Annotated in this window: 19 protein-coding genes and 1 tRNA gene; 14 read left to right on the top strand and 6 right to left on the bottom strand. The window is 53.2% G+C overall.

The features are described from left to right. Positions 1-604 precede the first annotated feature (604 nt). Positions 605-1,684 carry an iron-sulfur cluster carrier protein ApbC gene (gene apbC, locus Q9J80_RS09475; RefSeq protein ID WP_301672999.1) on the bottom strand — a complete coding sequence of 360 codons (1,080 nt, stop codon included), beginning with the start codon at positions 1,682-1,684 and terminating at the stop codon, positions 605-607. Between the two features lie 215 nt (positions 1,685-1,899). Here apbC and Q9J80_RS09470 point away from each other — a divergent pair. The 6 genes from Q9J80_RS09470 (at position 1,900) to Q9J80_RS09445 (ending at position 5,526) form a co-directional block, all read left to right on the top strand. Next, a tRNA-Lys gene (locus tag Q9J80_RS09470) sits at positions 1,900-1,975 on the top strand. Between the two features lie 78 nt (positions 1,976-2,053). Further along, the gene (locus Q9J80_RS09465) at positions 2,054-2,563 is read left to right on the top strand and encodes a protein disulfide oxidoreductase (protein WP_301673000.1); all 510 of its coding nucleotides are present in this window, start codon (positions 2,054-2,056) and stop codon (positions 2,561-2,563) included. Between the two features lie 340 nt (positions 2,564-2,903). Next, positions 2,904-3,344, top strand: a complete 441-nt coding sequence (gene nadR / locus Q9J80_RS09460) for a MarR family adhesin repressor NadR (RefSeq protein ID WP_002214596.1) — start codon at positions 2,904-2,906, stop codon at positions 3,342-3,344. A 114-nt stretch (positions 3,345-3,458) separates the two neighbouring features. After that, positions 3,459-3,959, top strand: coding sequence for a 4-hydroxyphenylacetate 3-monooxygenase, reductase component (hpaC, locus tag Q9J80_RS09455; protein WP_301673001.1), 501 nt, complete (start codon positions 3,459-3,461; stop codon positions 3,957-3,959). 17 nt (positions 3,960-3,976) lie between these two features. Next, the gene (murU, locus tag Q9J80_RS09450) at positions 3,977-4,672 is read left to right on the top strand and encodes an N-acetylmuramate alpha-1-phosphate uridylyltransferase MurU (protein ID WP_304671548.1); all 696 of its coding nucleotides are present in this window, start codon (positions 3,977-3,979) and stop codon (positions 4,670-4,672) included. Positions 4,673-4,941: 269 nt separating this feature from the next. Then, the gene (locus Q9J80_RS09445) at positions 4,942-5,526 is read left to right on the top strand and encodes a DUF4274 domain-containing protein (protein ID WP_301912592.1); all 585 of its coding nucleotides are present in this window, start codon (positions 4,942-4,944) and stop codon (positions 5,524-5,526) included. Between the two features lie 189 nt (positions 5,527-5,715). Here Q9J80_RS09445 and hpf read toward each other — a convergent pair whose 3' ends face one another. Together hpf and rpoN are read right to left on the bottom strand one after the other, a co-directional pair. Then, positions 5,716-6,009, bottom strand: a complete 294-nt coding sequence (gene hpf / locus Q9J80_RS09440; RefSeq protein WP_304671549.1) for a ribosome hibernation-promoting factor, HPF/YfiA family — start codon at positions 6,007-6,009, stop codon at positions 5,716-5,718. Positions 6,010-6,083: 74 nt separating this feature from the next. Continuing rightward, positions 6,084-7,427: an RNA polymerase factor sigma-54 gene (gene rpoN, locus Q9J80_RS09435; RefSeq protein WP_304671550.1), complete on the bottom strand. Its 1,344-nt coding sequence runs from the start codon at positions 7,425-7,427 to the stop codon at positions 6,084-6,086. Positions 7,428-7,774: 347 nt separating this feature from the next. Between rpoN and katA the strand changes: the two genes are divergently transcribed. The 3 genes from katA (at position 7,775) to Q9J80_RS09420 (ending at position 12,890) form a co-directional block, all read left to right on the top strand. After that, the gene (gene katA / locus Q9J80_RS09430; RefSeq protein ID WP_304671551.1) at positions 7,775-9,289 is read left to right on the top strand and encodes a catalase KatA; all 1,515 of its coding nucleotides are present in this window, start codon (positions 7,775-7,777) and stop codon (positions 9,287-9,289) included. A gap of 1,575 nt (positions 9,290-10,864) precedes the next feature. Then, complete coding sequence (locus tag Q9J80_RS09425; RefSeq protein WP_304672823.1) at positions 10,865-11,311, top strand: pilin; 447 nt, start codon at positions 10,865-10,867, stop codon at positions 11,309-11,311. 1,012 nt (positions 11,312-12,323) lie between these two features. Beyond that, entirely contained in the window at positions 12,324-12,890 is a 567-nt protein-coding gene (locus Q9J80_RS09420) for a manganese efflux pump MntP (protein WP_304672822.1), read from the top strand. A 619-nt stretch (positions 12,891-13,509) separates the two neighbouring features. Here the strand turns inward: Q9J80_RS09420 and Q9J80_RS09415 are convergent. Both Q9J80_RS09415 and Q9J80_RS09410 read right to left on the bottom strand, forming a co-directional pair. Beyond that, positions 13,510-15,546 (bottom strand): M3 family metallopeptidase, encoded by a 2,037-nt coding sequence (locus Q9J80_RS09415; RefSeq protein WP_301673016.1) that lies wholly within the window; start codon positions 15,544-15,546, stop codon positions 13,510-13,512. Between the two features lie 87 nt (positions 15,547-15,633). Next, positions 15,634-16,506, bottom strand: coding sequence for a mechanosensitive ion channel family protein (locus Q9J80_RS09410; protein ID WP_304671566.1), 873 nt, complete (start codon positions 16,504-16,506; stop codon positions 15,634-15,636). Positions 16,507-16,770: 264 nt separating this feature from the next. Here Q9J80_RS09410 and gyrB point away from each other — a divergent pair, with 264 nt between their 5' ends. Both gyrB and Q9J80_RS09400 read left to right on the top strand, forming a co-directional pair. Beyond that, on the top strand, positions 16,771-19,161 hold the full coding sequence (gyrB, locus tag Q9J80_RS09405) for a DNA topoisomerase (ATP-hydrolyzing) subunit B (RefSeq protein ID WP_304672821.1): 2,391 nt from the start codon (positions 16,771-16,773) through the stop codon (positions 19,159-19,161). Between the two features lie 97 nt (positions 19,162-19,258). Further along, positions 19,259-20,644, top strand: a complete 1,386-nt coding sequence (locus tag Q9J80_RS09400) for an L-serine ammonia-lyase (RefSeq protein WP_301673010.1) — start codon at positions 19,259-19,261, stop codon at positions 20,642-20,644. Between the two features lie 70 nt (positions 20,645-20,714). Here the strand turns inward: Q9J80_RS09400 and Q9J80_RS09395 are convergent, their stop codons facing one another. Further along, positions 20,715-21,146: an EamA family transporter gene (locus Q9J80_RS09395; protein ID WP_003680126.1), complete on the bottom strand. Its 432-nt coding sequence runs from the start codon at positions 21,144-21,146 to the stop codon at positions 20,715-20,717. Between the two features lie 176 nt (positions 21,147-21,322). Between Q9J80_RS09395 and Q9J80_RS09390 the strand changes: the two genes are divergently transcribed. The 3 genes from Q9J80_RS09390 to Q9J80_RS09380 all read left to right on the top strand — a co-directional run. After that, positions 21,323-22,999 (top strand): formate--tetrahydrofolate ligase, encoded by a 1,677-nt coding sequence (locus Q9J80_RS09390; protein WP_301673011.1) that lies wholly within the window; start codon positions 21,323-21,325, stop codon positions 22,997-22,999. Positions 23,000-23,113: 114 nt separating this feature from the next. Next, the gene (ychF, locus tag Q9J80_RS09385) at positions 23,114-24,205 is read left to right on the top strand and encodes a redox-regulated ATPase YchF (protein ID WP_301673012.1); all 1,092 of its coding nucleotides are present in this window, start codon (positions 23,114-23,116) and stop codon (positions 24,203-24,205) included. Between the two features lie 368 nt (positions 24,206-24,573). Beyond that, a partial coding sequence (locus tag Q9J80_RS09380; protein WP_239992502.1) for an acyltransferase family protein occupies positions 24,574-24,775 on the top strand: 202 nt, incomplete at its 3' end.

Raw genomic sequence — 24,775 nt, 5'->3', positions numbered from 1 at the left:
TGCCAGAATCTTTTGTGTTTCCATTATCATACTCTTTTTAATGCGCTATTCCAAGAATATGATACCCTCCGGCGGCATCCCACCCTACGGCTTGCTATAAAAATACCTAAACCGTCATTCCCGCGCAGGCGGGAATCCAGACCCGTCGGCGCAGAAACTTATCAGGTACAACGGTTTCTTGAGATTTTACGTCCTAGATTCCCGCCTGCGCGGGAATGACGGAGTATCGGTTTCCGTGCGGACAAATCCGGATTCCCGCCCGGCTGTAAATATCGCAATATGCGCCGTGATGCGGATTTTCAGGGCGCGGGGTGTTTCGTAGGGTGGTGGGCTGTAGGGTGGGCTTCAGGCCACCAATCTCATTAATCCCATATTTCCACCGTTTTCATCGAATACACCGAATCAGCCCCTTTTCACAATCCGGTCCCACGCAACTGAACCGTCATTCCCGCGCAGGCGGGAATCCAGACTTGTCGGCGCAGAAACTTATCGGGTACAACGGTTTCTTAAGATTTTACGTCCTAGATTCCCGCCTGCGCGGGAATGACGGCGTATCGGCAGGCGCGGGGTTTCAGACGGCGTTGCGGTTTCGGGGGGCGGGGCTTTATTCGACGACGATTTTGGGGAAGCGGCTGCTGAAGTCTTTGCCTTTGTCGGCAATGCCCAGGGCGATTTGGAATGCGGCATCGGTGTAGATTTTGGCGATGGCGGGGTGCTTGTCGAACAGTTGTGCCGCCGCCCCGCCGTCCATTGCTTCGCGCACGGGCAGGCTTAGGGGGAGCTGTCCGAGCAGGGGGACGTTGAGGCGCGCCGCCAAGTCTTTGCCGCCGTCCGTGCCGAACAGGGCTTCGCTGTGTCCGCAGTTGGTGCAGATGTGGACGGACATATTTTCCAATACGCCCAAAATGGGGATGTTGACTTTGCGGAACATATCCACGGCTTTGCGCGCGTCTATCAGGGCGATGTCCTGCGGCGTGGTTACGATAACCGATCCGGTTACGGGGATGCGCTGGGACAGCGTGAGCTGGATGTCGCCCGTGCCGGGGGGCAGGTCGATAAACAGGTAGTCCACTTCGTCCCACTCGCTTTGGAACATCAGCTGCTGCAAGGCTTGGCTGACCATCGGGCCGCGCCAGACGACGGCTTGGTCGGTATCGACCAGAAAACCGATGGACATGACTTGTATGCCGTTTGAAGATTCGACGGGAATCAGTTTTTGGTTTTTCTGGTCGGGTTTGCGGTCATCCACACCCAACATGGTCGGTTGGCTCGGGCCGTAAAGGTCGGCATCGAGTACGCCGACGCGCGCGCCCATGCGCGCCATCGCAGTGGCAAGGTTGGCGGTGGTTGTTGATTTGCCCACGCCGCCTTTGCCCGATGCGACGGCGATGATGTTTTTCACACCTTTGATGGTGGTAACGCCGGGCTGGACTTTGTGTGTGCCGATTTCGGTGTCTATGCTCAAGTGGATGTGCGCGTCCCCTGTTTCTGGCATCAGGGTTTCTTGCACGGCATCGGCGACGGCGGCGGCAATGTGCGCGACAGGGAAGCCGAAATGCAGGGCGATATGGATGCCGTCTGAATGCTGTTCGACCGAGCGGACGGCCTTTTCGCCGCCGAGCGTGCGTGCCGTATTCGGGATGCTGACAGTTTCAAGGAGGGTGCGGATGTTTTGTATGTTCATAATGTGTGTTTCTGTGTGCGGGTTGGGAAGGGAAACGGGCGGAAAGTGTACATTGATTTCGGGTGGTTTGCCTTTCCTTGTGCGAACTTTTACACGGTATGCGGCGGATTGTGAAAATCTGTTGTTAAAATATCCCGTGCAAACAGCGGTCTGCAATTAAGCCTGTAAAATTTGCTTGACGGCGGAGGACGGGGCTGTATAATGCACGGCTTGTCGGGTCGTTAGCTCAGCCGGTAGAGCAGCGGACTTTTAATCCGTTGGTCGAGCGTTCGAATCGCTCACGACCCACCAGATAGCCGAAAGCCAAGTTTTAAGACTTGGCTTTTTGTTTGCCTACCGGTTGCGCGGGTGTACCGTTTGAGAGAGCATATGAAAAAGAAACTGCTTTCGGGCATCAAATTTGCCGTTCAGACGGCATTGGTATTTTTATTGGTGTCGCTGTTTTTGGATTGGGTACGCAAGCCCGACGAACCTGCCGGCGCGGCAGGGCGGCCTTTGACCCTGCTGTCGGGGCAGCGGCTGACTTTGGGACAGTTTAGCCGGGATAGGACGGTGCTGGTGTATTTTTGGGGAAGCTGGTGCGGCGTGTGCCGTTATCAGTCGCCGATAATCGATGATTTGGCGGCGGACGGCGTGCCGGTCGTCGGCGTGGCGGTACGTTCCGGCAGCGCGTCCGAAGTGGCGGCGTATATGGCAAAACGCGGCTTGGGATTTCCGACGGTCAACGATGAAGACGGCAGCCTGTCAGGGGCTTGGCGGATTGTGGCAACGCCGACTGTCGTTTTGGTCAAAAATGGGAAAATGGTTCACTATACGACGGGAATCAGCAGTTATTGGGGCTTGCGCGCACGAATTTTTCAGGCGGATGTTTTCAGTTAACCTTTGTTTTTGTTAAACTTTCCGCTATGTAGAGAATCAAACGGCATATGCCTTGCCCGTCGGATGCGGCGGCTTTTGTTTTTTGGGAAAGAGCCGGCGCGCCTGCCGATGTAATCCCTTGTTGTGATTGTGGGAAAAATAGATTAAGATATAACTATTAAAATATTTTTAGATAGGATTATCGGAATTAAAGTCTTTTATACCCAGTCGTCCGATGCGGTTTATAGAGTATTGTTGCTATATGTTCGTTTTGTTATATAACGGTTGCATCAAAAATTACGCCCACAGGCTTTCCCGACGGTTTGAAAGTTTGATTTTCGATAACTTGGAGACTTAAACAATGCCTACCCAATCAAAACATGCGTCTATCAATATCGGTCTGATACAGGCAAGGGAAGCCCTGATGACCCAATTCAGGCCTATTCTGAATCAGGCGAATATTACCGATCAGCAATGGCGGATTATCCGTCTTTTGGCGGAAAACGGCACGCTGGACTTTCAAGATTTGGCGAATCAGGCGTGTATTCTGCGCCCCAGCCTGACCGGTATCCTGACCCGCCTTGAGAAAGCGGGTTTGGTTGTCCGCCTGAAACCTTCCAACGACCAACGACGTGTTTTTCTGAAGCTGACTGCCGAGGGCGAGAAGCTGTATGAGGAAATCGGCGAAGAAGTGGACGAGCGTTACGACGCTATCGAGGAAGTGCTGGGCCGCGAGAAAATGCTGCTGCTTAAAGACCTGTTGGCAGAACTTGCCAAAATCGAGGATGCGTTGAACTCGTAATACGCCGTAACGCGCGGAAACGTCCGACCGACGGCTTTTTGAATCAGAACTGCTGCACATGGGGGATGCCTTGTGTGCAGCATTCTTATATAGGGGACAGTTTAAAGGGGAAAAATGGCGGATTTGCAGAAAACTTTTCAAACTTCGTTCCGTGATGCGATGGCATCCTGTGCGGCAGGCGTTCATGTCATCACGACAGACGGTGCGGCAGGGCGTTACGGCATTACAATGACGGCGGTTGCGCCGGTAACGGACGAGCCTCCAACCGTGATGCTGTGTATCAACCGTAAAGCCCGTATCATCCCGATCCTGTCGGAAAACGGCAGCCTGTGCATCAATACGTTGGCAGACGAACATCAGGATGTGGCCGAACATTTTGCCGGATTGACCAATCTTTCACCCGAAGAACGTTTTGCCTATCATATTTGGCATCACGGCAAAACTGGACAACCCGAAATAGAAGGGGCGTTGGCGCACCTGCACGGGCATATTGTCGGCAAACATGAAATCGGCACACATTTTGTGTTTTACGTCAGGCTCGACGAAATCAAAAACTGCGTGGGCAAACGTCCCGCGCTGCTTTATTTCAGACGGCAGTTTAGGTCTTTAGACTGATATTCGGACAGATACATATGAAAGCGATGATACTGGCGGCAGGACGCGGCGAGCGTATGCGCCCTTTGACCGATACCACTCCGAAGCCGCTGCTCGATGTGGCGGGTAAGCCTCTAATCGGTTGGCATTTATGCCGTCTGAAGCAGGCAGGGTTTACCGAAATCGTCATCAACCACGCTTGGCTGGGTCGGCAGATAGAAGATGCTTTGGGCGACGGCTCGGCTTATGGCGTAAATATTGCCTATTCGCCCGAACCCGCAGGCGGTTTGGAAACGGCAGGCGGCATTGCGCAGGCATTGCCGCTGTTGGGTGGGCAGCCGTTTTTGGTGGTCAACGGCGACGTGTTGACCGACATCGATTTTACCGCCGCGTTTCAGACGGCATCGTCCCTGCCCGAGCACATTTCCGCCCATCTGTGGCTGGCGGACAATCCGCCGCACAACCCCGACGGCGATTTTTCCCTGCTGTCCGACGGCAGCGTGCGGCCGGAAGTATCCGGCGGCAACGGACTGACATTCAGCGGCGTGGGTATTTACCGTCCTGAAATGTTTGACGGAATCGAAGCGGGCAGTGTGGCGAAACTTGCGCCCGTATTGCGGAACGAAATGCGGCAAAACCGCGTCAGCGGTCAGAAGCATACGGGTTTGTGGCTGGATGTCGGCACGGTAGACCGTCTGAAAGAGGCTCAAGCCGTTGCAGGGGCTTGGAAGTAAACGGAACGGGATGCGGATTTGCGTTCCGTTTTCTTATTGCAGCCGTCTTAACGGACGCATTGCATCTTTAAAGGTTTTCGGAACAGGTTGTGCGGAGATATATATCGTAAATAAGCATGTATACAATAAGGAAGATGGGGATTATGTAGAGCTGGTAATTGAATAGTGTATTAAAATAATTACGATATAACTTCACGGGTTCTGATAGTAAATGACAGATATTTGTTCAAAAAAAGATAGTTATAAATCGAAATTTTAGGAGGTACAGTATGTTAACGATAAGTGATATTCTCAATGACGATTTTGAATGGGACGAAGTCAAAATTGATGACGATGAATTTGAGAAATTAAGCACAGAGCTTATTATTGATTTTCTTAAGAAAAATACTCCGAAAGAAAGACAGCTATTAGCAATAAGTTGGAACTTTGATAATTCTAAAAAAGTAATCCAGTGGATAGTTGATCAGCCGGATACTGACAGAGGCACAATCCTTTATTTGTACTGGTACATGGCACCTGATTTTTATAAAGAGAACTGTGTGGACAGAAAAGAATGCGAAGAAAAATATTCATGGGGCTTAGAAGATTATGATATTTTAGATACCATTGAAACAAACTATCTTTCTGATTTTTATAATGATCAAATTTATGCATTTAATCCGACTAACGATTTATATTCTGGAGGACATGATTGGACAAAAGGATATGACGATAGTAAAGCAAAATCAAAAATACCAGAAGTAATGTTTAAGGCGTTAGATGGTGAAATTCTTGAAAGTCCAGACTGGGATGAAGGAATTCCAGAAGCCCTTTCTGTAATTATGGACAAGCTTTACAACGCTTTGGATGAATAAAACAGATAAATCCCAGTTTGTCGGGGTAATACCTTTTAACGATAACCTTAAGCTATCGTTAAAAAGTTCATGGAGTTGAGCATCAAAACCGGTTCAAGATAAGGCGGATTTGCTTCATGTTTGGTTATGCAGAATAAACAATGCCGTCTGAAACGGAAATCTGTTTCAGACGGCATTTTGCCGATTCGGTCAGTTGCGGACTTCTCCGCTTTTTTCTTTGTGTTTCAATACGGCGCGGTCAAGTTTGTCTGTCAGGGTGTCGATGGCGGCATACATGTCCTGACCGTCGGACTCGACGTGCAGGTCTTTACCGGCAAGGTGTACGTCTGCCTCGGCCTTATGGCTGGCTTTTTCCACAGACAGCGTTACAGTTATAGAAATGATGTCCGAAGCGTGGCGGTTGATGCGCTCCAGTTTCTTGGAAACGTGGTTTTTGATGGCTTCGGTGATGTCGAAATGCAGACCGGTGATTTTCAGATTCATGATACAGCTCCTTCGGTGGGTTCTGTCCGTCGGCGACGGAACGGAAAAACGGGTTGTAGCATTGTGTTGAAAAATTATTCTGCGGTTTTGCGTTTGTGTGCTGCCGGAATCTCAAGGGATTCTCTGTATTTGGCAACGGTGCGGCGGGAAACCTCCATGCCGCGGAAAGCCAGCAGGTTGGCGAGTGCCTCGTCAGAATAGGGCCTGCGTTTGTCTTCGCTGCCGACAAGCTGGGAGAGTGCGGCTTTAACGGCGTGTTGGCTGACGGCTTCTTTGCCTTCTTCCATTTGAACTGCCTGCGTGAAGAAATAGCGTAGCGCAAACACTCCGCGCGGGCAAGACAAATATTTTTGGTTGGCCGCGCGGGAGACGGTACTTTCTGCCACACCCAATTCGGCGGCGGCATCTTTCATCAGCAGGGGGACGAGTCCGATTTCGCCAAAAGTGAAAAAGTCTGCCTGATGTTTAACGATGTATTCGGCAAGGAGGACGACGGTTGCCTTCCTCAATTCGAGCGAATCGATACGTTGTCTGGCTTCGCTGATTTTTTCCTTCCATTCGGGCGAGAGGCCTTCAGACGGCATCAGTTCGCAATATTCGCTGTTCATTTGCAGAGGAGGCAGGGAGTCTTCGTTGAAACTGACCGTCCAGCCGTCTTTACTTTCCTCAACCCAGACATCCGGGCGGATATACGGCGTGGGCGTGGATGAGGCAAAACCGGCAGCGGGAAAGGGATTGAGCGAAGCAATGAGGTCGAGTGCGGCTTCGAGTGTGCCGCTGTCGGTTTTGGGCAGGTGTTTTTTTATTCGCGCGAGGGTTTGGCTGCGGTTGCCGTCAATGCTGTCGAGGGCGTTTCGGACGATATGCAGGGCGGCGGGTTTGGCAGCACATTCGCCCAATCTTTCTATCTGCAGTATCAGCGATTCGTTCAAATCGGCGGCGGCCACGCCTGCCGGGTCGAATTTTTTCAATGCGGTCAGGGCTTGTTTCAGCATTGCTTCATCCAACATCCACTCCAAGGGCGTATGGTCGAGGATGTCTTCGATGCTGTCGGTCAGGTAGCCCTGCTCGTCAAGGAAATCGATAAGGATGTGGACACAGGCGGCTTCTTGGTCGGAAAGCGGGTGTTCGCATACTTGCGCGTGCAGGTATTGCTTGAAATCCTGTTCGCCGGCGATGTTGGACAGCATATCTTCGCCTTCGTCTCCGCCGATTTGGCGCGCGGGCGCAGTGTAATGGCTGAACTCGGCATCGGAAAATTCATCCGTGTCTTTGCGTTCGAGCAGGGGATTGTCCGACAGCCAGTTTTCGACCTCGCGTTCAAGTTCGATACCCGACATCTGCAATACGCGCAAAGATTGTTGCAGCCGCTGGTTGAGCTGCTGGGTCTGTTTGAGCTTTATTCCGAGTAAGGTCATGATAATGTGGGGGAAATTGTTATTTTCAGCCTGTCGGCGCAAAAAATGCCGCAAAGCGTCATTGCATTATAAATGGTTTTAATGAGCGGGTTCGGATTCCGTTCGATAACAAAAAACAAACGAAAATCAAAAACCGATTGCTTATAACAATATTAAATCGATTTCATAGTTTTAATAGCGAAAATCTTGGTGTATAGTTGCTTTCATAGTTTAAATAAAAGGAAAACAAAATGTCGATTCAAGAAATTTATTGCAATCAAGAAACCGGTTACGAATACGCTTTCCGCCAAATCGTACTGTAAGCCGTTTACCCCCATTTGACCAACCTGAGAAAAGGAACAAGAGCGATGACTACCTCCAAATGCCCCGTCACCCATCTGACTATGAACAACGGCGCGCCTGTTGCCGACAATCAAAACAGCCTGACCGCCGGTCCGCGCGGCCCCCTGCTGGCGCAGGATTTGTGGCTGAATGAAAAACTCGCCGACTTCGTGCGCGAAGTCATCCCCGAACGCCGTATGCACGCCAAAGGTTCGGGCGCGTTCGGTACGTTTACCGTAACACACGACATCACCCAATACACTCGCGCCAAAATCTTCAGCGAAGTCGGCAAAAAAACCGAGATGTTCGCCCGTTTCACCACCGTGGCAGGCGAGCGCGGCGCAGCCGATGCGGAACGCGACATCCGCGGCTTTGCCTTGAAGTTCTATACCGAAGAAGGCAACTGGGATGTGGTCGGCAACAACACGCCCGTGTTCTTCCTACGCGATCCGCGTAAATTCCCTGACCTGAACAAAGCCGTCAAACGCGATCCGCGCACCAACATGCGTTCCGCCACAAACAACTGGGACTTCTGGACGCTGCTGCCTGAAGCGTTGCACCAAGTTACCATCGTCATGAGCGACCGCGGTATTCCCGCCGGCTACCGCCATATGCACGGCTTCGGTTCGCATACCTACAGCTTCTGGAACGAAGCAGGCGAGCGTTTTTGGGTGAAATTCCACTTCCGCACCCAACAAGGCATTAAAAACCTGACCAACGAAGAAGCCGCCAAAATCATCGCCGAAGACCGCGAAAGCCACCAGCGCGACCTGTACGAAGCCATCGAACGCGGCGAGTTTCCGAAATGGACGATGTACATCCAAGTGATGCCCGAAGCAGACGCGGAAAAAGTACCTTATCATCCGTTTGACTTGACCAAAGTTTGGCCGAAAAAAGACTATCCGCTGATTGAAGTGGGCGAATTCGAGTTGAACCGCAATCCTGAAAACTTCTTCGCCGATGTGGAACAATCCGCCTTCGCACCGAGCAACCTCGTTCCCGGTATCGGCGCGAGCCCGGATAAAATGCTGCAGGCACGTTTGTTCAACTACGCCGACGCGCAACGCTACCGCTTGGGCGTGAACTTCCGCCAAATCCCTGTCAACCGTCCGCGCTGCCCTGTTCACAGCAACCAGCGCGACGGACAAGGACGCGCCGACGGCAACTACGGCAGCCTGCCGCACTACGAACCCAACAGCTTCGGCCAATGGCAGCAACAACCCGACTTCGCCGAACCGCCTTTGAAAATCAACGGCGACGCGGCACACTGGGACTACCGCCAAGACGATGACGACTATTTCAGCCAACCGCGCGCCCTGTTCAACCTGATGAACGATACGCAGAAACAGGCATTGTTCGGCAACACCGCCGCCGCAATGGGCGACGCGCCCGACTTCATCAAATACCGCCATATCCGCAACTGCTACCGTTGCGATCCGGCATACGGCGAAGGCGTGGCAAAAGCCCTCGGACTGACTGTCGAAGACGCACAAGCCGCCCGCGCGACCGACCCCGCACTGGGCCAGCCCGGTTTGCTGTAAGGAGGCGTTATGTGGATGGAAATTGAAGAAATCCTGTCCCGCGCCGTCCGCTACCGGAAATAACCGGGCATAAAAATGCCGTCTGAAACGTCGTTTGACCGCTTCAGACGGCATTTCCACACCCCGCCCCGCCGTTTCAGACGGCATTTTTATATCGAATACAAATTTATATTAAATACAAAAATACCGTCATTCCCGCCCCACAGCCCACTTTTCCGCCGTCATTCCCGCACCATCCCCACCGGTTCAAACCGGCACGAAAACTTTTCCGCGTCATTCCCGCGAAAGCGGGAATCCAGAACGTAAAATCTAAAGAAACCGTTTTATCTGATAAGTTTCCGCACCGACAACTCTAGATTCCCGCCTGCGCGGGAATGACGGGATTTCTGTTTTTGATTTTTTGTTTTTGGGGAATGACGGGATTTGAGATTGCGGGCATTTATCGGGAAAACAGCAACCCCTCCTCCGTCATTCCCACGAAAGTGGGAATCCAGGTTCGTTGAGTTTCAGCCATTTCTAATAAATTCTTGCAACTTTGAGTTTCCGGATTCCCGCCTGCGCGGGAATGACGAATCCATCCACACGGAAACCAAAATCCCGTCATTCCCACGAAAGTGGGAATCCAGAACGTAAAATCTAAAGAAACCGTTTTTCCCGATAAGTTTCCGCACCGACAACTCTAGATTCCCGCCTGCGCGGGAATGACGGGATTGCTGTTTTTGATTTTTTTGTTTTTGCGGGAATGACGGGATTTGAGGTTGCGGGTATTTATCGGGTAAAACGGAAATTAAGCGTTGCGAAAATTTATCCGAAATCACAGCAACTTTTCCGCGTCATTCCCGCGAAAGCGGGAATCCAGAACGTAAAATCTAAAGAAACCGTTTTATCCGATAAGTTTCCGCGCCGACAAAACTGGATTCCCGCCTGCGCGGGAATGACGGTTCAACGTTCCGTAGGGCGGGACGTAGGGTGGGCTTCAGCCCGCCATTCCCGCCCCACAGCCAACTTTTCCGCGTCATTCCCGCGAAAGCGGGAATCCGGGTCCGTTGAGTTTCAGCCATTTCTGATAAATTCTTGCAGCTTTGAGTTTCTAGATTCCCACTTTCGTGGGAATGACGGGATACGGGTTTTCGTGTGGACATATCCGTCATTCCCGCGCAGGCGGGAATCCAGGACTCGTCCGCACGGAAACTTATATTTCGTCATCACACCAATCCCACCCTGCCCCACACCCCCAAAAAAAAACCAAAAAAAACCCAATCTGACAAAATCTGACAAAAAACGTCAGCCCGAAACTGACAAAAATTGTCACAACTGACAAAAAACGTCAGCCCGCCGCATTATTCCGCCGCAAGCCGCGCCGCGTTGATATAAAAAAATACCCATACCAAACAGACAAATAAAAAAATATTCTGTAAAATGCCGAGCCGAACCCGTTTTTAGCACGCCGCTTGCTGGTAAGAAGGCAAGCCGAACCAAAAAAACCATCGGTCAAATACATTACGGGTTTACGTTTGCGGCAGATGCCGCAGATTTTCAATCAAACTTAAACATTTTCAAACAGGAGTCATCCAAATGAAAGCAATCCAAAAAGGTTTCACCCTGATCGAGCTGATGATCGTCATCGCCATCGTCGGTATCTTGGCAGCCGTCGCCCTGCCCGCATACCAAGACTACACCGCGCGCGCCCAAATGTCCGAAGCCCTGACTTTGGCAGAAGGTCAAAAATCCGCAGTGGTCGAGTATTATTCCGACAACGGCACGTTCCCGAGCACCAATACTTCCGCAGGTATTGCTAATGCTAGCGATATTAAAGGTAAGTATGTGGCATCGGTTAATGTTTCTGGCACTGCTTCCCTTGCTAAGATTACCGCTACCATGAACTCTTCCGGTGTGAACAACGACATCAAAGGTTCAACCTTGGTATTGGAAGGCAAACAAAACTCCGGCTCGTTCGAATGGACTTGTAAAGCAGGTACTGTGAAAGAAAAATTCCTGCCGTCTTCCTGCCGCGCCAAATAAGGACAATGACCGGGTTTGAACCCGCCGTGAAAACAAATGCCGCCCGAACCGCTCGGGCGGCATTTTCTATTCCCCTTTGCCGCTTCAGACGGCATCCTCCGTCCGCCTTTGCCGTTTCGGCGGGCGTTTTTTATTAAACGCAAAATATCCCGTCATTCCCGCCCCACAGCCCACTTTTCCGCCGTCATTCCCGCACCATCCCCACCGGTTCAAACCGGCACGGAAACTTTTCCGCGTCATTCCCGCGAAAGCGGGAATCCAGAACGCAGGGTTACAGAAACCTACATCCCGTCATTCCCACGAAAGTGGGAATCTAGAACGTAAAATCTAAAGAAACCGTTTTTCCCGATAAGTTTCCGCGCCGACAACTCTAGATTCCCGCCTGCGCGGGAATGACGGGATTTCTGTTTTTGATTTTTTGTTTTTGGGGAATGACGGGATTTGAGATTGCGGGCATTTATCGGGTAAAACGGAAATTAAGCGTTGCGGAAATTTATCCGAAATCACAGTAACTTTTCCGCGTCATTCCCGCGAAAGCGGGAATCTAGAACGTAAAATCTAAAGAAACCGTTTTATCCGATAAGTTTCCTCACCGACAGACCTGGATTCCCGCCTGCGCGGGAATGACGAATCCATCCGCACGGAAACCAAAACCCCGTCATTCCCACGAAAGTGGGAATCTAGAACGTAAAATCTAAAGAAACCGTTTTCCCCGATAAGTTTCCGCACCGACAACTCTAGATTCCCGCTTGCGCGGGAATGATGAATCCATCCGCACGGAAACCTACATCCCGTCATTCCCACGAAAGTGGGAATCCAGGTTCGTTGAGTTTCAGCCATTTCTAATAAATTCTTGCAACTTTGAGTTTTTGGATTCCCGCCTGCGCGGGAATGACGGGATTTCAGTTTTGATTTTTTGTTTTGCGGGAATGACGGGATGCGGGTTTTCGCGTGGCGTTTTTCGCACTTTGCTGTTTTGCTATAATCCGCCCTTTTTAAGGACGGGTGCGGTATGAGTCTTTACGCTTTGCTCTTGATTGCGCTGGGGATGTCGATGGATGCGTTTGCCGTCGCGCTGGCAAAGGGTGCGGCGGTCAGAATGCCTCCGCGCAAAATTGCAGCAACGGCTTTGGTGTTCGGCACGGTTGAAGCGCTCACGCCGCTGGCAGGCTGGATAGGCGGTTTTTATGCCAAGCCGTTTATCAGCGAATGGGACCATTGGGCGGCTTTCGTCCTGCTGGGCGGGCTGGGTCTGAAAATGATGCACGAAGGGTTGTCCGGCGGGGCGGAGGACGCGCGGGAAAACAAACGGGAAAGCTGGTGGTTGACGGTTCTGACTGCTTTTGGCACCAGCATCGACTCTATGATTGTCGGGGTGGGCTTGGCGTTTATCGAGGTAAATATCGCCTTTGCCGCCGCAATCATCGGTATGGCGACGACGGTGCTGGTGGCGGTCGGACTGGCGGCAGGCGGGGCGTTGGGCGGGCTGTTTGGGAAACGTGCGGAGTTTGCCGGCGGGCTGGTGCTGATCGCCATCGGCACTTGGACACTCTTGTCGCACTTGGGGCTGATCGGGTAAGGACTGCCAAAAAATGCCGTCATTCCCGCGAACCTACATCCCGTCATTCCCACGAAAGTGGGAATCTAGAACGTAAAATTTCAAGAAACCGTTTTATCCGATAAGTTTCCGCACCGACAGGTCCGGATTCCCGCCTGCGCGGGAATGACGGGATTTCTGTTTTTGATTTTTTTGTTTTTGGAGAATGACGGGATTTGAGATTGCGGGCATTTATCGGGTAAAACGGAAATTAAACGTTGCGAAAATTTATCCGAAATCACAGCAACTTTTCCGCGTCATTCCCGCGAAAGTGGGAATCTAGAACGTAAAATCTAAAGAAACCGTTTTTCCCGATAAGTTTCCGTGCCGACCGGTCCGGATTCCCGCCTGCGCGGGAATGACGAATCCATCCGCACGGAAACCAAAACCCCGTCATTCCCACGAAAGTGGGAATCTAGGTTCGTTGAGTTTCAGCCATTTCTAATAAATTCTTGCAACTTTGAGTTTCCGGATTCCCGCCTGTGCGGGAATGACGGGATTTTGGCTTGCTGTTTTTGTGAAAATGGCGAAACCGTGCAAATGCTGATGCCGTCTGAAACACTGTTTGATTGTTTCAGACGGCATTTTTTGTTCACATCGATCAAGCCGCGTTGTCGAAGCCGCTGTGGCGCAGCAGTGCGTCTATGCTCGGTTCGCGCCCCCGGAAGGCTTTGAAGGATTCTGCCGCACTGCGCGATCCGCCGACGGCGAGGATTTCCTGCCAAAAGCGTTTGCCTGTGGCGGCGACGTCGTCGCTTTCTTCAAAGGCGGCGTAGGCGTCCGCGCTCAATACTTCCGCCCATGCGTAGCTGTAATAGCCTGCGGAATAGCCGCCTGCGAAGATGTGGCCGAAGCTCAAGGCGAAGCGGTTGTATTCGGGCGGTTGGATGACGGCGACTTCTTTGCGCACGCTGTCTAAAACCTGTTGCCAGTTTTTCAGACGGCATTCGTCGCTTTCGCTGTAAATCATCATATCGAAGAGGGCGAACTCCATCTGGCGGACGAGGAACATTCCGCGTTGGAAGTTTTTGGCGGCAAGCATTTTGCCGAAGAGTTCTTTCGGCAGGGGCTCGCCGGTTTCTTCGTGGGCGGACATTTGTGCCAAAACGTCGTATTCCCAGACGAAGTTTTCCATAAACTGGCTGGGCAGTTCGACTGCGTCCCATTCTACGCCGTTGATGCCGGACACGCCCAGTTCGTCCACTTGGGTGAGCAGGTGGTGCAGGCCGTGGCCGGTTTCGTGGAAGAGGGTGAGGATTTCGTCGTGGCTCAAACGCGCTTCCCTGCCGCCGACGGGCGGGGCGAAGTTGCAGACGAGGTAGGCGGTGGGCAGTTGCAGCGTGCCGTCGGCGAAGCGGCGGCGGCCTTTGTAGTCGTTCATCCACGCGCCGCCTCGTTTGCCTTCGCGGGCGTAGAGGTCCATATAGACGCCGCCTATGGTTTTGCCGTTTTGTTGCAATTCAAAATAGCGCACGTCTTTGTGCCAGACGGGGACGGTTTTTTCGGTAAATCCGATGCCGTAAAGTTTTTTGATTTGGGCGAACAGTCCTGCCAAAACTTTGCCGACGGGGAAGTATTTTTTGACTTCGGTTTCGCTGAACGCGTATTTGGCTTCGCGCAGTTTTTCGCCGGCGTAGCTCAAATCCCACGGCTGCGGGTCGGCGAGATTCAGGCGTTCGCGGGCGAAGGCTTTGACTTCGGCGAGGTCTTTTTCGGCGTAGGGTTTGGCGCGGCGGGCGAGGTCGTGCAGGAAGTTTAAAACCTGTTCGGGCGTGTCCGCCATTTTGGTTGCCAGCGACAGCTCGGCGTAGTTTTTGAAGCCGAGCAGTTTGGCGGTTTTCAGGGCGTTTTCGAGCGTGCGGTCGATGTTGGCGGTGTTGTCGAATTTGCCGTCGTCTGAAAGTTCGCTGGCGCGGGTAACGTAGGCGCGGTAGATTTGTTCGCGCAGTTCGCGGTTGTCGGCGTATTGGATGACGGCGAGGTAGTGCGGAATCTGCAAGCCGATTTTGTAACCTGTTTTGCCTTCGTTTTGCGCGGCGGCGGCAAATATGGCGAGCGAGTCTTCGGGGATGCCGGCAAGCGGTGCGGCATCGTCAAAGTAAATGCCGAACGCGTCGGTCGCGTCCAAGACGTTTTGGGAGAATTTGGCGGAAAGTTGCGCGCCTTCGGTTTGCAGTTTTGCCAGTTCTGCCTGCTGTTCGGGCGGCAGTTCTGCGCCGCTGAGGACGAAATCGCGCAGATCGTGGTCGAGCTTGTTTTTTTGTGCGGGGGAAAGCGTTGCAAATTCGGGGGAATTTTTGATGGTTTTGAAACGGTTGTATAAGGCAATATCTTGTCCGATTTCGGTAAAGAAGGCGGTGATTTCGGGCATTAATTCATTGTAGACGGCGCGCAGTTCGGGCGTATCGGCGACGGCGTTGAGGTGCGACACCACGCCCCAAATCCTGCCGACGCGTTCGGTAATGTCGGTCAGTTTTTCGACAGTGTTTGCCCAGCCGGTGTGCGTTTGTGCTTTGATGGCGGCGATTTGTTTACGTGCTTCGGCAATAGCGGTTTGCAGGGCGGGTTTGATGTCTTCGGTTTTGATTTGGTCGAAACGGGGTTCTTCGCCCAAGTGGAGCAGTGCGTTGTCAGTCATAAGATGGGTTTCCTTTGCGTGTTGTGCTTCAGACGGCATATCGGCAATATGCCGTCTGAAGCCGGAAATGGTGCCGGACGGGGAAAGTTAAAGTGTTTCGGAGCCGGCGGGATGATTTAACAGGTGGTATTGTACGCGCAAAAATTCGTCCATAACCGCCTGTTGGATTTCCAGCCGCTTTGAAACGGGGGAAGCGAAGCGGACGATGATGCGGTATGCCTTGTCGTCATACGGCACGCGGGTAACGCGCGGTCTGGCGGCGGGCGTGATAAACAGTTTTTCCGCCTGCACGTTTTCCAAATGCCGCTGAATGGCGGGGATGTAGGGCGCGCACAAGGGCTCGAGTACGGCTTTCAGACGGCATACGGCTTCATCCGAATCCAAATGGATGGGAACGGGGATTTCGACCGTATGGATGACGTAGTCGCCCAAAATATTGTCGCGGCGCACGGGATGGCTCAACAACAGGCTGTTGGGGAAAGAAACGGTGGTTCCCGCAAGCTGTCCGACCAAGGGGTTCGGGCCGACCTGCATCATCAGCGTGTTCAACAGGTTGATGTCGACCACACGCCCGCGCAGGCCGTTGATTTCGATATAGTCGCCGACCGAGTATTGCTGGGTGGCAGACCTTAAAATACTGCCCGACAGGCACATAATCAGTTCTTTTGTCGCCACGACGACCGCCGCCGCCACCGCAAACATTGACAAAGCCAGCGTTTGAATTTGCGCCGACCAGATAAATGCCAGCGAAAACAGCACCAAAAGCAGCGTTACATTGCGGCTGGCAACCAAAAACCGCCGCTTGCTTTCGATGCTGAAATCCGGATGCCGTCTGAAGCGGATGTTCAACAGAAGGGCGCGCGCCAGCAGCAAAGCCGCAACCGCCGCCACGGATTCAACCGCCTCCGCGCGTATCGGGACGGCATCGAGCCAAGTGTCCAACATATTCCAGATTTCCATTTCCGCGCCCCTGTCCGAAAAGTATAGGGCGTAGATTTTAGTGGCAAAAAAACGCTTTTGCCACTTTGCCAGCAAATCCCGCCCCGTACCGGCCGCCAATGCGCCGCCCGCCCTTTCAGACGGCATACGGATGCGGATAACGCTGAATTAGGCGGCAAAATCGGCTATAATACACAATTATATACGCCGTCCCGCCCGCTTTTTTCACAAGGTGCGGACTGTTTTGGCGGCATCGCAAAATCTTTTCAAAATCCGGCAAAAAATATGACTGAACAAAAACACGAAGAATACGGTGCCGACAGCATTCAGGTGCTCGAAGGCTTGGAAGCGGTACGCAAACGCCCCGGCATGTACATCGGCGACACGCAGGACGGCAGCGGCCTGCACCACATGGTGTTCGAAGTATTGGACAACGCCATCGACGAAGCACTGGCGGGACATTGCGATAAAATCACCGTAACCATCCATGCCGACAATTCTGTCAGCGTGGCCGACAACGGGCGCGGTATGCCCACCGGCATCCACCCGAAAGAAGGACGCTCCGCCGCCGAAGTCATCATGACCGTGTTGCACGCGGGCGGCAAGTTCGACAACAACAGCTACAAAATCTCCGGCGGCCTGCACGGCGTGGGCGTGTCCGTCGTCAACGCGCTGTCCGACTGGGTCACGCTGACCATCTACCGCGACGGCAAAGAACACTTCGTCCGCTTCGTGCGCGGCGAAACCGAAGAGCCGTTGAAAGTTGTCGGCGATTCCGACAAAAAAGGCACGACCGTGCGCTTCCTCGCCAGTACGGAAACCTTCGGCAACGTCGAATACAGCTTCGACATCCTTGCCAAACGCATCCGTGAACTTTCGTTCCTGAACAACGGCGTGGACATCGAATTGACCGACGAGCGCGACGGCAAACACGAAAGCTTCGCCCTTTCCGGCGGCGTGGCTGGGTTCGTGCAATACATGAACCGCAAAAAAACGCCGTTGCACGAAAAAATCTTCTACGCGTTCGGCGAAAAAGACGGCATGAGCGTCGAATGCGCGATGCAGTGGAACGACAGCTATCAGGAAAGCGTGCAGTGCTTTACCAACAATATCCCGCAGCGCGACGGCGGTACACACCTGACCGCACTGCGCCAAGTGATGACGCGCACCATCAACAGCTACATCGAAGCCAACGAAGTCGCCAAAAAAGCCAAAGTGGAAACCGCCGGCGACGATATGCGCGAAGGTTTGACCTGCGTGTTGTCCGTCAAACTGCCCGATCCGAAGTTCTCATCGCAAACCAAAGACAAACTGGTTTCCAGCGAAATCGGCCCCGTCGTCAACGAAGTCATCAACCAAGCCCTGACCGACTTCCTCGAAGAAAACCCGACCGAAGCCAAAATCATCACCGGCAAAATCGTCGATGCCGCGCGCGCGCGCGAAGCCGCCCGCAAAGCCCGCGAAATCACACGCCGCAAAGGCGTGATGGACGGCTTGGGGCTGCCCGGCAAACTCGCCGACTGCCAAGAAAAAGACCCTGCCTTGTCAGAACTTTATCTGGTCGAGGGCGATTCCGCAGGCGGTTCTGCCAAACAAGGCCGCGACCGTAAATTCCAAGCCATTTTGCCGCTCAAAGGCAAAATTTTGAACGTCGAAAAAGCCCGTTTTGAAAAAATGCTCGCCAGCCAAGAGGTCGCCACCCTGATTACCGCGCTGGGCGCAGGCATCGGCAAAGAAGAGTTCAACCCCGAAAAACTGCGTTACCACCGCATCATCATCATGACCGATGCCGACGTGGACGGCGCGCACATCCGCACCCTGCTCCTGACCTTCTTCTACCGCCAAATGCCCGAACTGGTCGAGCGCGGCTACATCTACATCGCCCAGCCGCCGCTCTACAAAGCCAAATACGGCAAGCAGGAGCGTTACCTCAAGGACGAACTGGAAAAAGACCAATGGCTGCTCGGCCTCGCCTTGGAAAAAGCCAAAATCGTTTCAGACGGCCGCACCATCGAAGGCGCAGAACTTGTCGATACCGCCAAACAATTCCTGTTGGCGAAAACCGTTATCGAACAGGAAAGCCGCTTCGTGGACGAACTCGTCCTGCGCGCCATGCTGCACGCGTCGCCCATCGATTTGACGTCGTCTGAAAACGCCGATAAAGCCGTTGCCGAACTTTCCGGTTTGCTCGACGAAAAAGAAGTCGCCCTCGAACGCATCGAAGGTCATGAAGGACACCGGTTCATCAAAATCACGCGCAAGCTGCACGGCAACGTCATGGTCAGCTACATCGAACCCAAGTTCCTCAACAGCAAAGCCTACCAAACCCTCACCCAAACCGCCGCCGCACTCAAAGGCATGGTCGGCGAGGACGCCAAGCTTTACAAAGGCGAAAACGAGTACGATGTGGACAGCTTTGAAGCCGCTTTGGACATCTTGATGAGCGTTGCCCAAAAAGGTATGTCCATCCAACGATACAAAGGCTTGGGCGAGATGAACCCCGAACAGCTGTGGGAAACGACGATGGATCCGTCCGTGCGCCGCCTTCTGAAGGTACGCATTGAGGACGCCATTGCCGCCGACGAAGTGTTCATTACCCTGATGGGCGACGAGGTCGAACCGCGCCGCGCCTTCATCGAAAACAACGCGCTGATTGCCCAAAATATCGACGCATAAGTGCCGTTTTAAAAAAGGAGACGGGCATCGTGCCGCGTCTCCTTTTTGGTTTGTCAAACGGAACCCATGCCGTCTGAAAAAACCGTCGGAGTAAAATATGATCAGTATTTTTGATATTTTTAAAATCGGTATCGGGCCTTCCAGTTCGCATACGGTCGGCCCGATGAAGGCTGCCGCCGCATTTGCGGCAGGTTTGAGCGGGCAGGCTGCCCGTGTCATCATTGACATTTACGGCTCGCTCGCACTGACAGGGCGCGGGCACGGTACGTTTGACGCGCTGATGCTCGGTTTGGAAGGCAGTCTGCCGCACGATATTCCGCTTGCCGACATTCCCGACCGCCTCGAGCGTATACGCTCCCGGCATATCCTGCTGCTTAACGGAAATGAAATTGTGTTCGACCCTCGGAGCGATTTGCATATACGCGGCGACCAAGTGCTGCCCAAACATCCGAACGGCCTGCGTTTCACCGCCTATGCTTCAGACGGGGCAGTCTTGAAGGAGCAGGTTTATTATTCGGTCGGCGGCGGGTTTGTCGTTACCGAAGAAGACTTCGAGCGGCAGGTGGAAACGGAAAAAACCGTTCCTTATCCTTACAACAGTTGTGCCGAGCTGCTTGCCCAATGCCGTCTGAACCAGCTCGACATCTCCGAAGCCGTATTGGCAAACGAAGCCGCGCTTGCCGGATGCAGCGAAGCCGAAATCCGCCGCCGTGTTGCCGGTGTTGCCGAGGTCATGGAAGGCTGCATCAGGCGCGGTTTGGCGGCAGACGGCGAACTGCCCGGCGGATTGAACGTTCGCCGCCGCGCCCCGCAGCTTGCCGCCAAACTCAAAGTCCTGCGCGAAACCGAAATCGTCAACACCCAGCTTTGGCCGATGGTGTACGCCATGGCGGTCAACGAAGAAAACGCCGCCGGCGGACGCGTCGTTACCGCGCCGACCAACGGCGCAGCAGGCATCATTCCCGCCGTATTGCACTATTTCCGCAAGTTCAACCCCCACGCCACACAGGAGCGTGTCGAGAATTTCCTGCTTACCGCAGGCGCAATCGGCATCCTCTACAAAACCAACGCCTCCATTTCAGGTGCGGATGTCGGCTGCCAAGGCGAAGTCGGAGTAGCATGTTCGATGGCGGCGGGCGCATACGCCGAAGTCATCGGCGGCACGCCCAAACAAGTGGAAAACGCCGCCGAAATGGCGATGGAACACCATTTGGGCTTAACTTGCGACCCCGTCGGCGGACTGGTGCAAATCCCCTGCATCGAACGCAACGGCATCGCCGCCGAAAAAGCTCTTAAGCTTGCCACCCTAGCATTATTGGAAGACGGCACGGACAAGAAAGTCTCGCTCGACGAAGTCATCCAAACCATGTTGCAGACCGGTCGGGATATGAAGGCGACTTACAAAGAAACCTCGCTCGCCGGACTCGCCGCCACACTTCAGAAAAAAGCTATCCCCGTATCCGTGCGCGTAGTTGAGTGCTGAGGATGGACAGAAACGGAAATGCCGTCTGAAAACAGTTTTTCAGACGGCATTTCATTTATTTCTTGCGGCTTTACCGTTTCAGAGCCAGCGTCAATACACCTGCGGTTACCAAGCCCAAGCCTATCCATTCCTGCGTACTGGGGCGTTCGTCGAGGAAGACTACTGCCATCAGGGCGACTAAAACCAGGCTGAATTTGTCGACGGGGGCGACTTGCGAGGCGTTACCCAGTTGCAGGGCTTTGAAGTAGGCAAGCCAAGATGCGCCGGTAGCAAGGCCGGATAGGATGAGGAATGTCCAGTTGCGGCCGGTAAAGCCGTTCACGCCCTGCCATTTGCCGGTGTAGGTTAAAAACAAGACCAAAGCGGCGAGGATGACCAAGGTGCGGATAAAGGTGGCAAAATCGGAATCTATACCCTGTAAACCCATTTTGGCGAAGATGGCGGTCAATGAGGCAAAGCCTGCCGATGCCAATGCCCAAAACAGCCATGCGTTGCTGCTCATGTTTTTTCCTTTTGTTTTGAATTGTTGACAATATGAATCCGCTTGTTGATGAAATATCGAAATTTTCACTGCGGTTTATTCTTGGAAAACGTTATAATAGAACGAATATTCTTTTTCTTCCAGCCGTCTCTTGAGATTGTTTCAGACGGCCTTCCCTCACTCAATAAAGGAAAATCATGAGCTTCAAAACCGATGCTGAAATTGCCCAGTCTTCCACCATGCGCCCGATTGGTGAAATTGCCGCCAAGCTGGGTTTGAACGTTGACAACATCGAGCCCTATGGTCATTACAAAGCCAAAATCAATCCTGCCGAAGCGTTTAAACTGCCGCAAAAACAAGGCCGTCTGATTTTGGTTACTGCCATTAATCCGACTCCTGCGGGTGAGGGCAAAACCACCGTAACCATCGGTTTGGCGGACGCATTGCGCCATATCGGCAAAGACTCTGTGATTGCTTTGCGCGAGCCTTCTTTGGGGCCTGTGTTCGGCGTGAAAGGCGGCGCGGCGGGCGGCGGCTATGCCCAAGTTTTGCCGATGGAAGACATCAATCTGCACTTTACCGGCGACTTCCACGCCATCGGCGCGGCGAATAACCTGCTTGCCGCGATGCTCGACAACCATATCTATCAGGGCAACGAGTTGGACATCGACCCCAAACGTGTGCTGTGGCGGCGCGTGGTCGATATGAACGACCGCCAGTTGCGTAATATCATCGACGGTATGGGCAAACCCGTTGACGGCGTGATGCGCCCCGACGGCTTCGACATTACCGTTGCCTCCGAAGTCATGGCGGTATTCTGTCTCGCCAAAGACATCGGCGATTTGAAAGAGCGTTTGGGCAACATCCTTGTCGCCTACGCCAAAGACGGCAGCCCCGTTTACGCCAAAGATTTGAAAGCACACGGCGCGATGGCGGCATTGCTCAAAGATGCGATTAAGCCCAATTTGGTGCAAACCATCGAAGGCACGCCCGCCTTCGTACACGGCGGCCCGTTTGCCAACATCGCCCACGGCTGCAACTCCGTTACCGCAACCCGTCTGGCGAAACACCTTGCCGATTACGCCGTAACCGAAGCAGGCTTCGGCGCGGACTTGGGCGCGGAAAAATTCTGCGACATCAAATGCCGCCTTGCCGGTTTGAAACCTGATGCGGCTGTTGTCGTGGCGACTGTCCGAGCTTTGAAATATAACGGCGGCGTGGAACGCGCCAACCTCGGCGAAGAAAATTTAGACGCTTTGGCAAAAGGTCTGCCCAACCTGCTGAAACACATTTCCAACCTGAAAAACGTATTCGGTCTGCCCGTCGTCGTTGCGCTCAACCGCTTCGTGTCCGACTCCGATGCTGAGTTGGCGATGATTGAAAAAGCCTGTGCGGAACACGGCGTTGAAGTTTCCCTGACCGAAGTCTGGGGCAAAGGCGGCGCGGGCGGCGCGGATTTGGCGCGCAAAGTCGTTAACGCCATCGAAAATCAAACCAATAACTTCGGTTTCGCCTACGATGTCGAATTGGGCATTAAAGACAAAATCCGTGCGATTGCCCAAAAAGTGTACGGCGCGGAAGATGTTGATTTCAGCGCGGAAGCGTCTGCCGAAATCGCTTCACTGGAAAAACTAGGCTTGGACAAAATGCCGATCTGCATGGCGAAAACCCAATACTCTTTGAGCGACAACGCCAAACTGTTGGGCTGCCCTGAAGGCTTCCGCATTACCGTGCGCGGTATTACTGTTTCCGCTGGCGCAGGTTTTATTGTTGCGTTGTGCGGCAATATGATGAAAATGCCGGGTCTGCCGAAAGTTCCGGCCGCCGAGAAAATCGATGTGGACGAACACGGCGTGATTCACGGCTTGTTCTGAGCGGTTTTCTGAAACCGGATGCCGTCTGAAGCCGTTTCAGACGGCATTTTTTCGGAACGCGGGCGGCGGTATGCTATAATCCGCCGTTAAATTTCTCTATTTTCAGGAAAAAACATGAGCTTGAAATGCGGCATCGTCGGTTTGCCCAACGTCGGCAAATCCACCCTTTTTAACGCGCTGACCCAATCGGGCATCGAAGCGGCAAACTATCCTTTCTGTACCATCGAACCCAACGTCGGCATCGTCGAAGTGCCCGACCCGCGTATGGCGGAGCTGGCGAAAATCGTCAATCCGCAAAAAATGCAGCCCGCCATCGTCGAGTTTGTCGATATTGCCGGCTTAGTCGCAGGCGCGAGCAAAGGCGAAGGCTTGGGCAACCAGTTCCTCGCCAACATCCGCGAGACTGACGCGATTGTTAACGTCGTACGTTGCTTTGACGACGACAACATCGTCCACGTTGCAGGCAAAGTCGATCCGATTGCCGACATCGAAACCATCGGCACCGAGTTGGCACTGGCTGACTTGGCCAGCGTCGAAAAAGCCATCGTCCGCGAAGAAAAACGCGCACGCTCAGGCGACAAAGACGCGCAAAAGCTGGTCGATTTGTGCAAAAAACTGCTGCCGCATCTGGACGAAGGCAAACCCGTGCGTTCCTTCGGTTTGGACGCAGAAGAACTTGCCATGCTCAAACCGCTGTTCTTGCTGACTGCCAAACCTGCCATGTACGTCGGCAACGTTTCCGAAGACGGTTTTGAAAACAACCCGCACCTCGACCGCCTGAAAGAATTGGCTGAAAAAGAAAACGCCCCCGTCGTTGCCGTTTGCGCCGCAATGGAAAGCGAAATCGCCGAGTTGGAAGACGACGAAAAAACCGAATTCCTCGCCGAAATGGGCTTGGAAGAACCGGGCCTGAACCGTCTGATTCGCGCGGGCTACGACCTTTTGGGGCTGCAAACCTACTTCACCGCCGGTGTGAAAGAAGTCCGCGCGTGGACGATACACAAAGGTGACACCGCCCCGCAAGCCGCCGGCGTGATTCACACCGACTTCGAACGCGGCTTCATCCGCGCACAAGTGATTGCCTACGAAGACTTCATCGCTTTAGGCGGCGAAGCCAAAGCCAAAGAAGCCGGCAAAATGCGTGTGGAAGGCAAAGAATATGTCGTGCAAGACGGCGATGTGATGCACTTTTTGTTTAACGTGTAAACCCGGCAAAACGCTTTTCAGACGGCCTTTTTTCAGCTTAAGGCCGTCTGAAGCCGGTTTTTGACGGTTCCGGCGTTTCCCGTGCCGCAGGAATAAAGCCGCATCAAAATAAAATTCCGCCCGATCGGCAAGCGTCTGACGGCTTGCCAAAAACAAGCCGCCCCGCCGTTACGGGAAGCCGTCCGTCATTCCGAATATCCCTAGCCCCGATACAAAATGACCTTTCAGACGGCATTTGCGCCGCCGCGTTTCGAGTATAGTGGATTAACAAAAATCAGGACAAGGCGACGAAGCCGCAGACAGTACAGATAGTACGGCAAGGCGGGGCAACGCCGTACTGGTTTTTGTTAATCCGCTATAAAAACATTATGAGCCAAGCCTTACCCTACCGCCCGGACATCGACACATTGCGCGCCGCCGCCGTTTTGTCCGTCATCGTGTTCCATATCGAAAAAAATTGGCTGCCGGGCGGATTTCTCGGTGTCGATATTTTCTTTGTGATTTCAGGCTTTTTGATGACGGCGATCCTCCTCCGCGAAATGTCGGGGGGGGGGGGGGGGGGTTTTCCTG

This window comes from Neisseria blantyrii (assembly GCF_962747855.1).
Taxonomy (GTDB): domain Bacteria; phylum Pseudomonadota; class Gammaproteobacteria; order Burkholderiales; family Neisseriaceae; genus Neisseria; species Neisseria viridiae.
The sequence above is the reverse complement of the archived record's forward strand: the minus strand, read 5'-3'. Positions and strand labels throughout refer to the sequence as shown.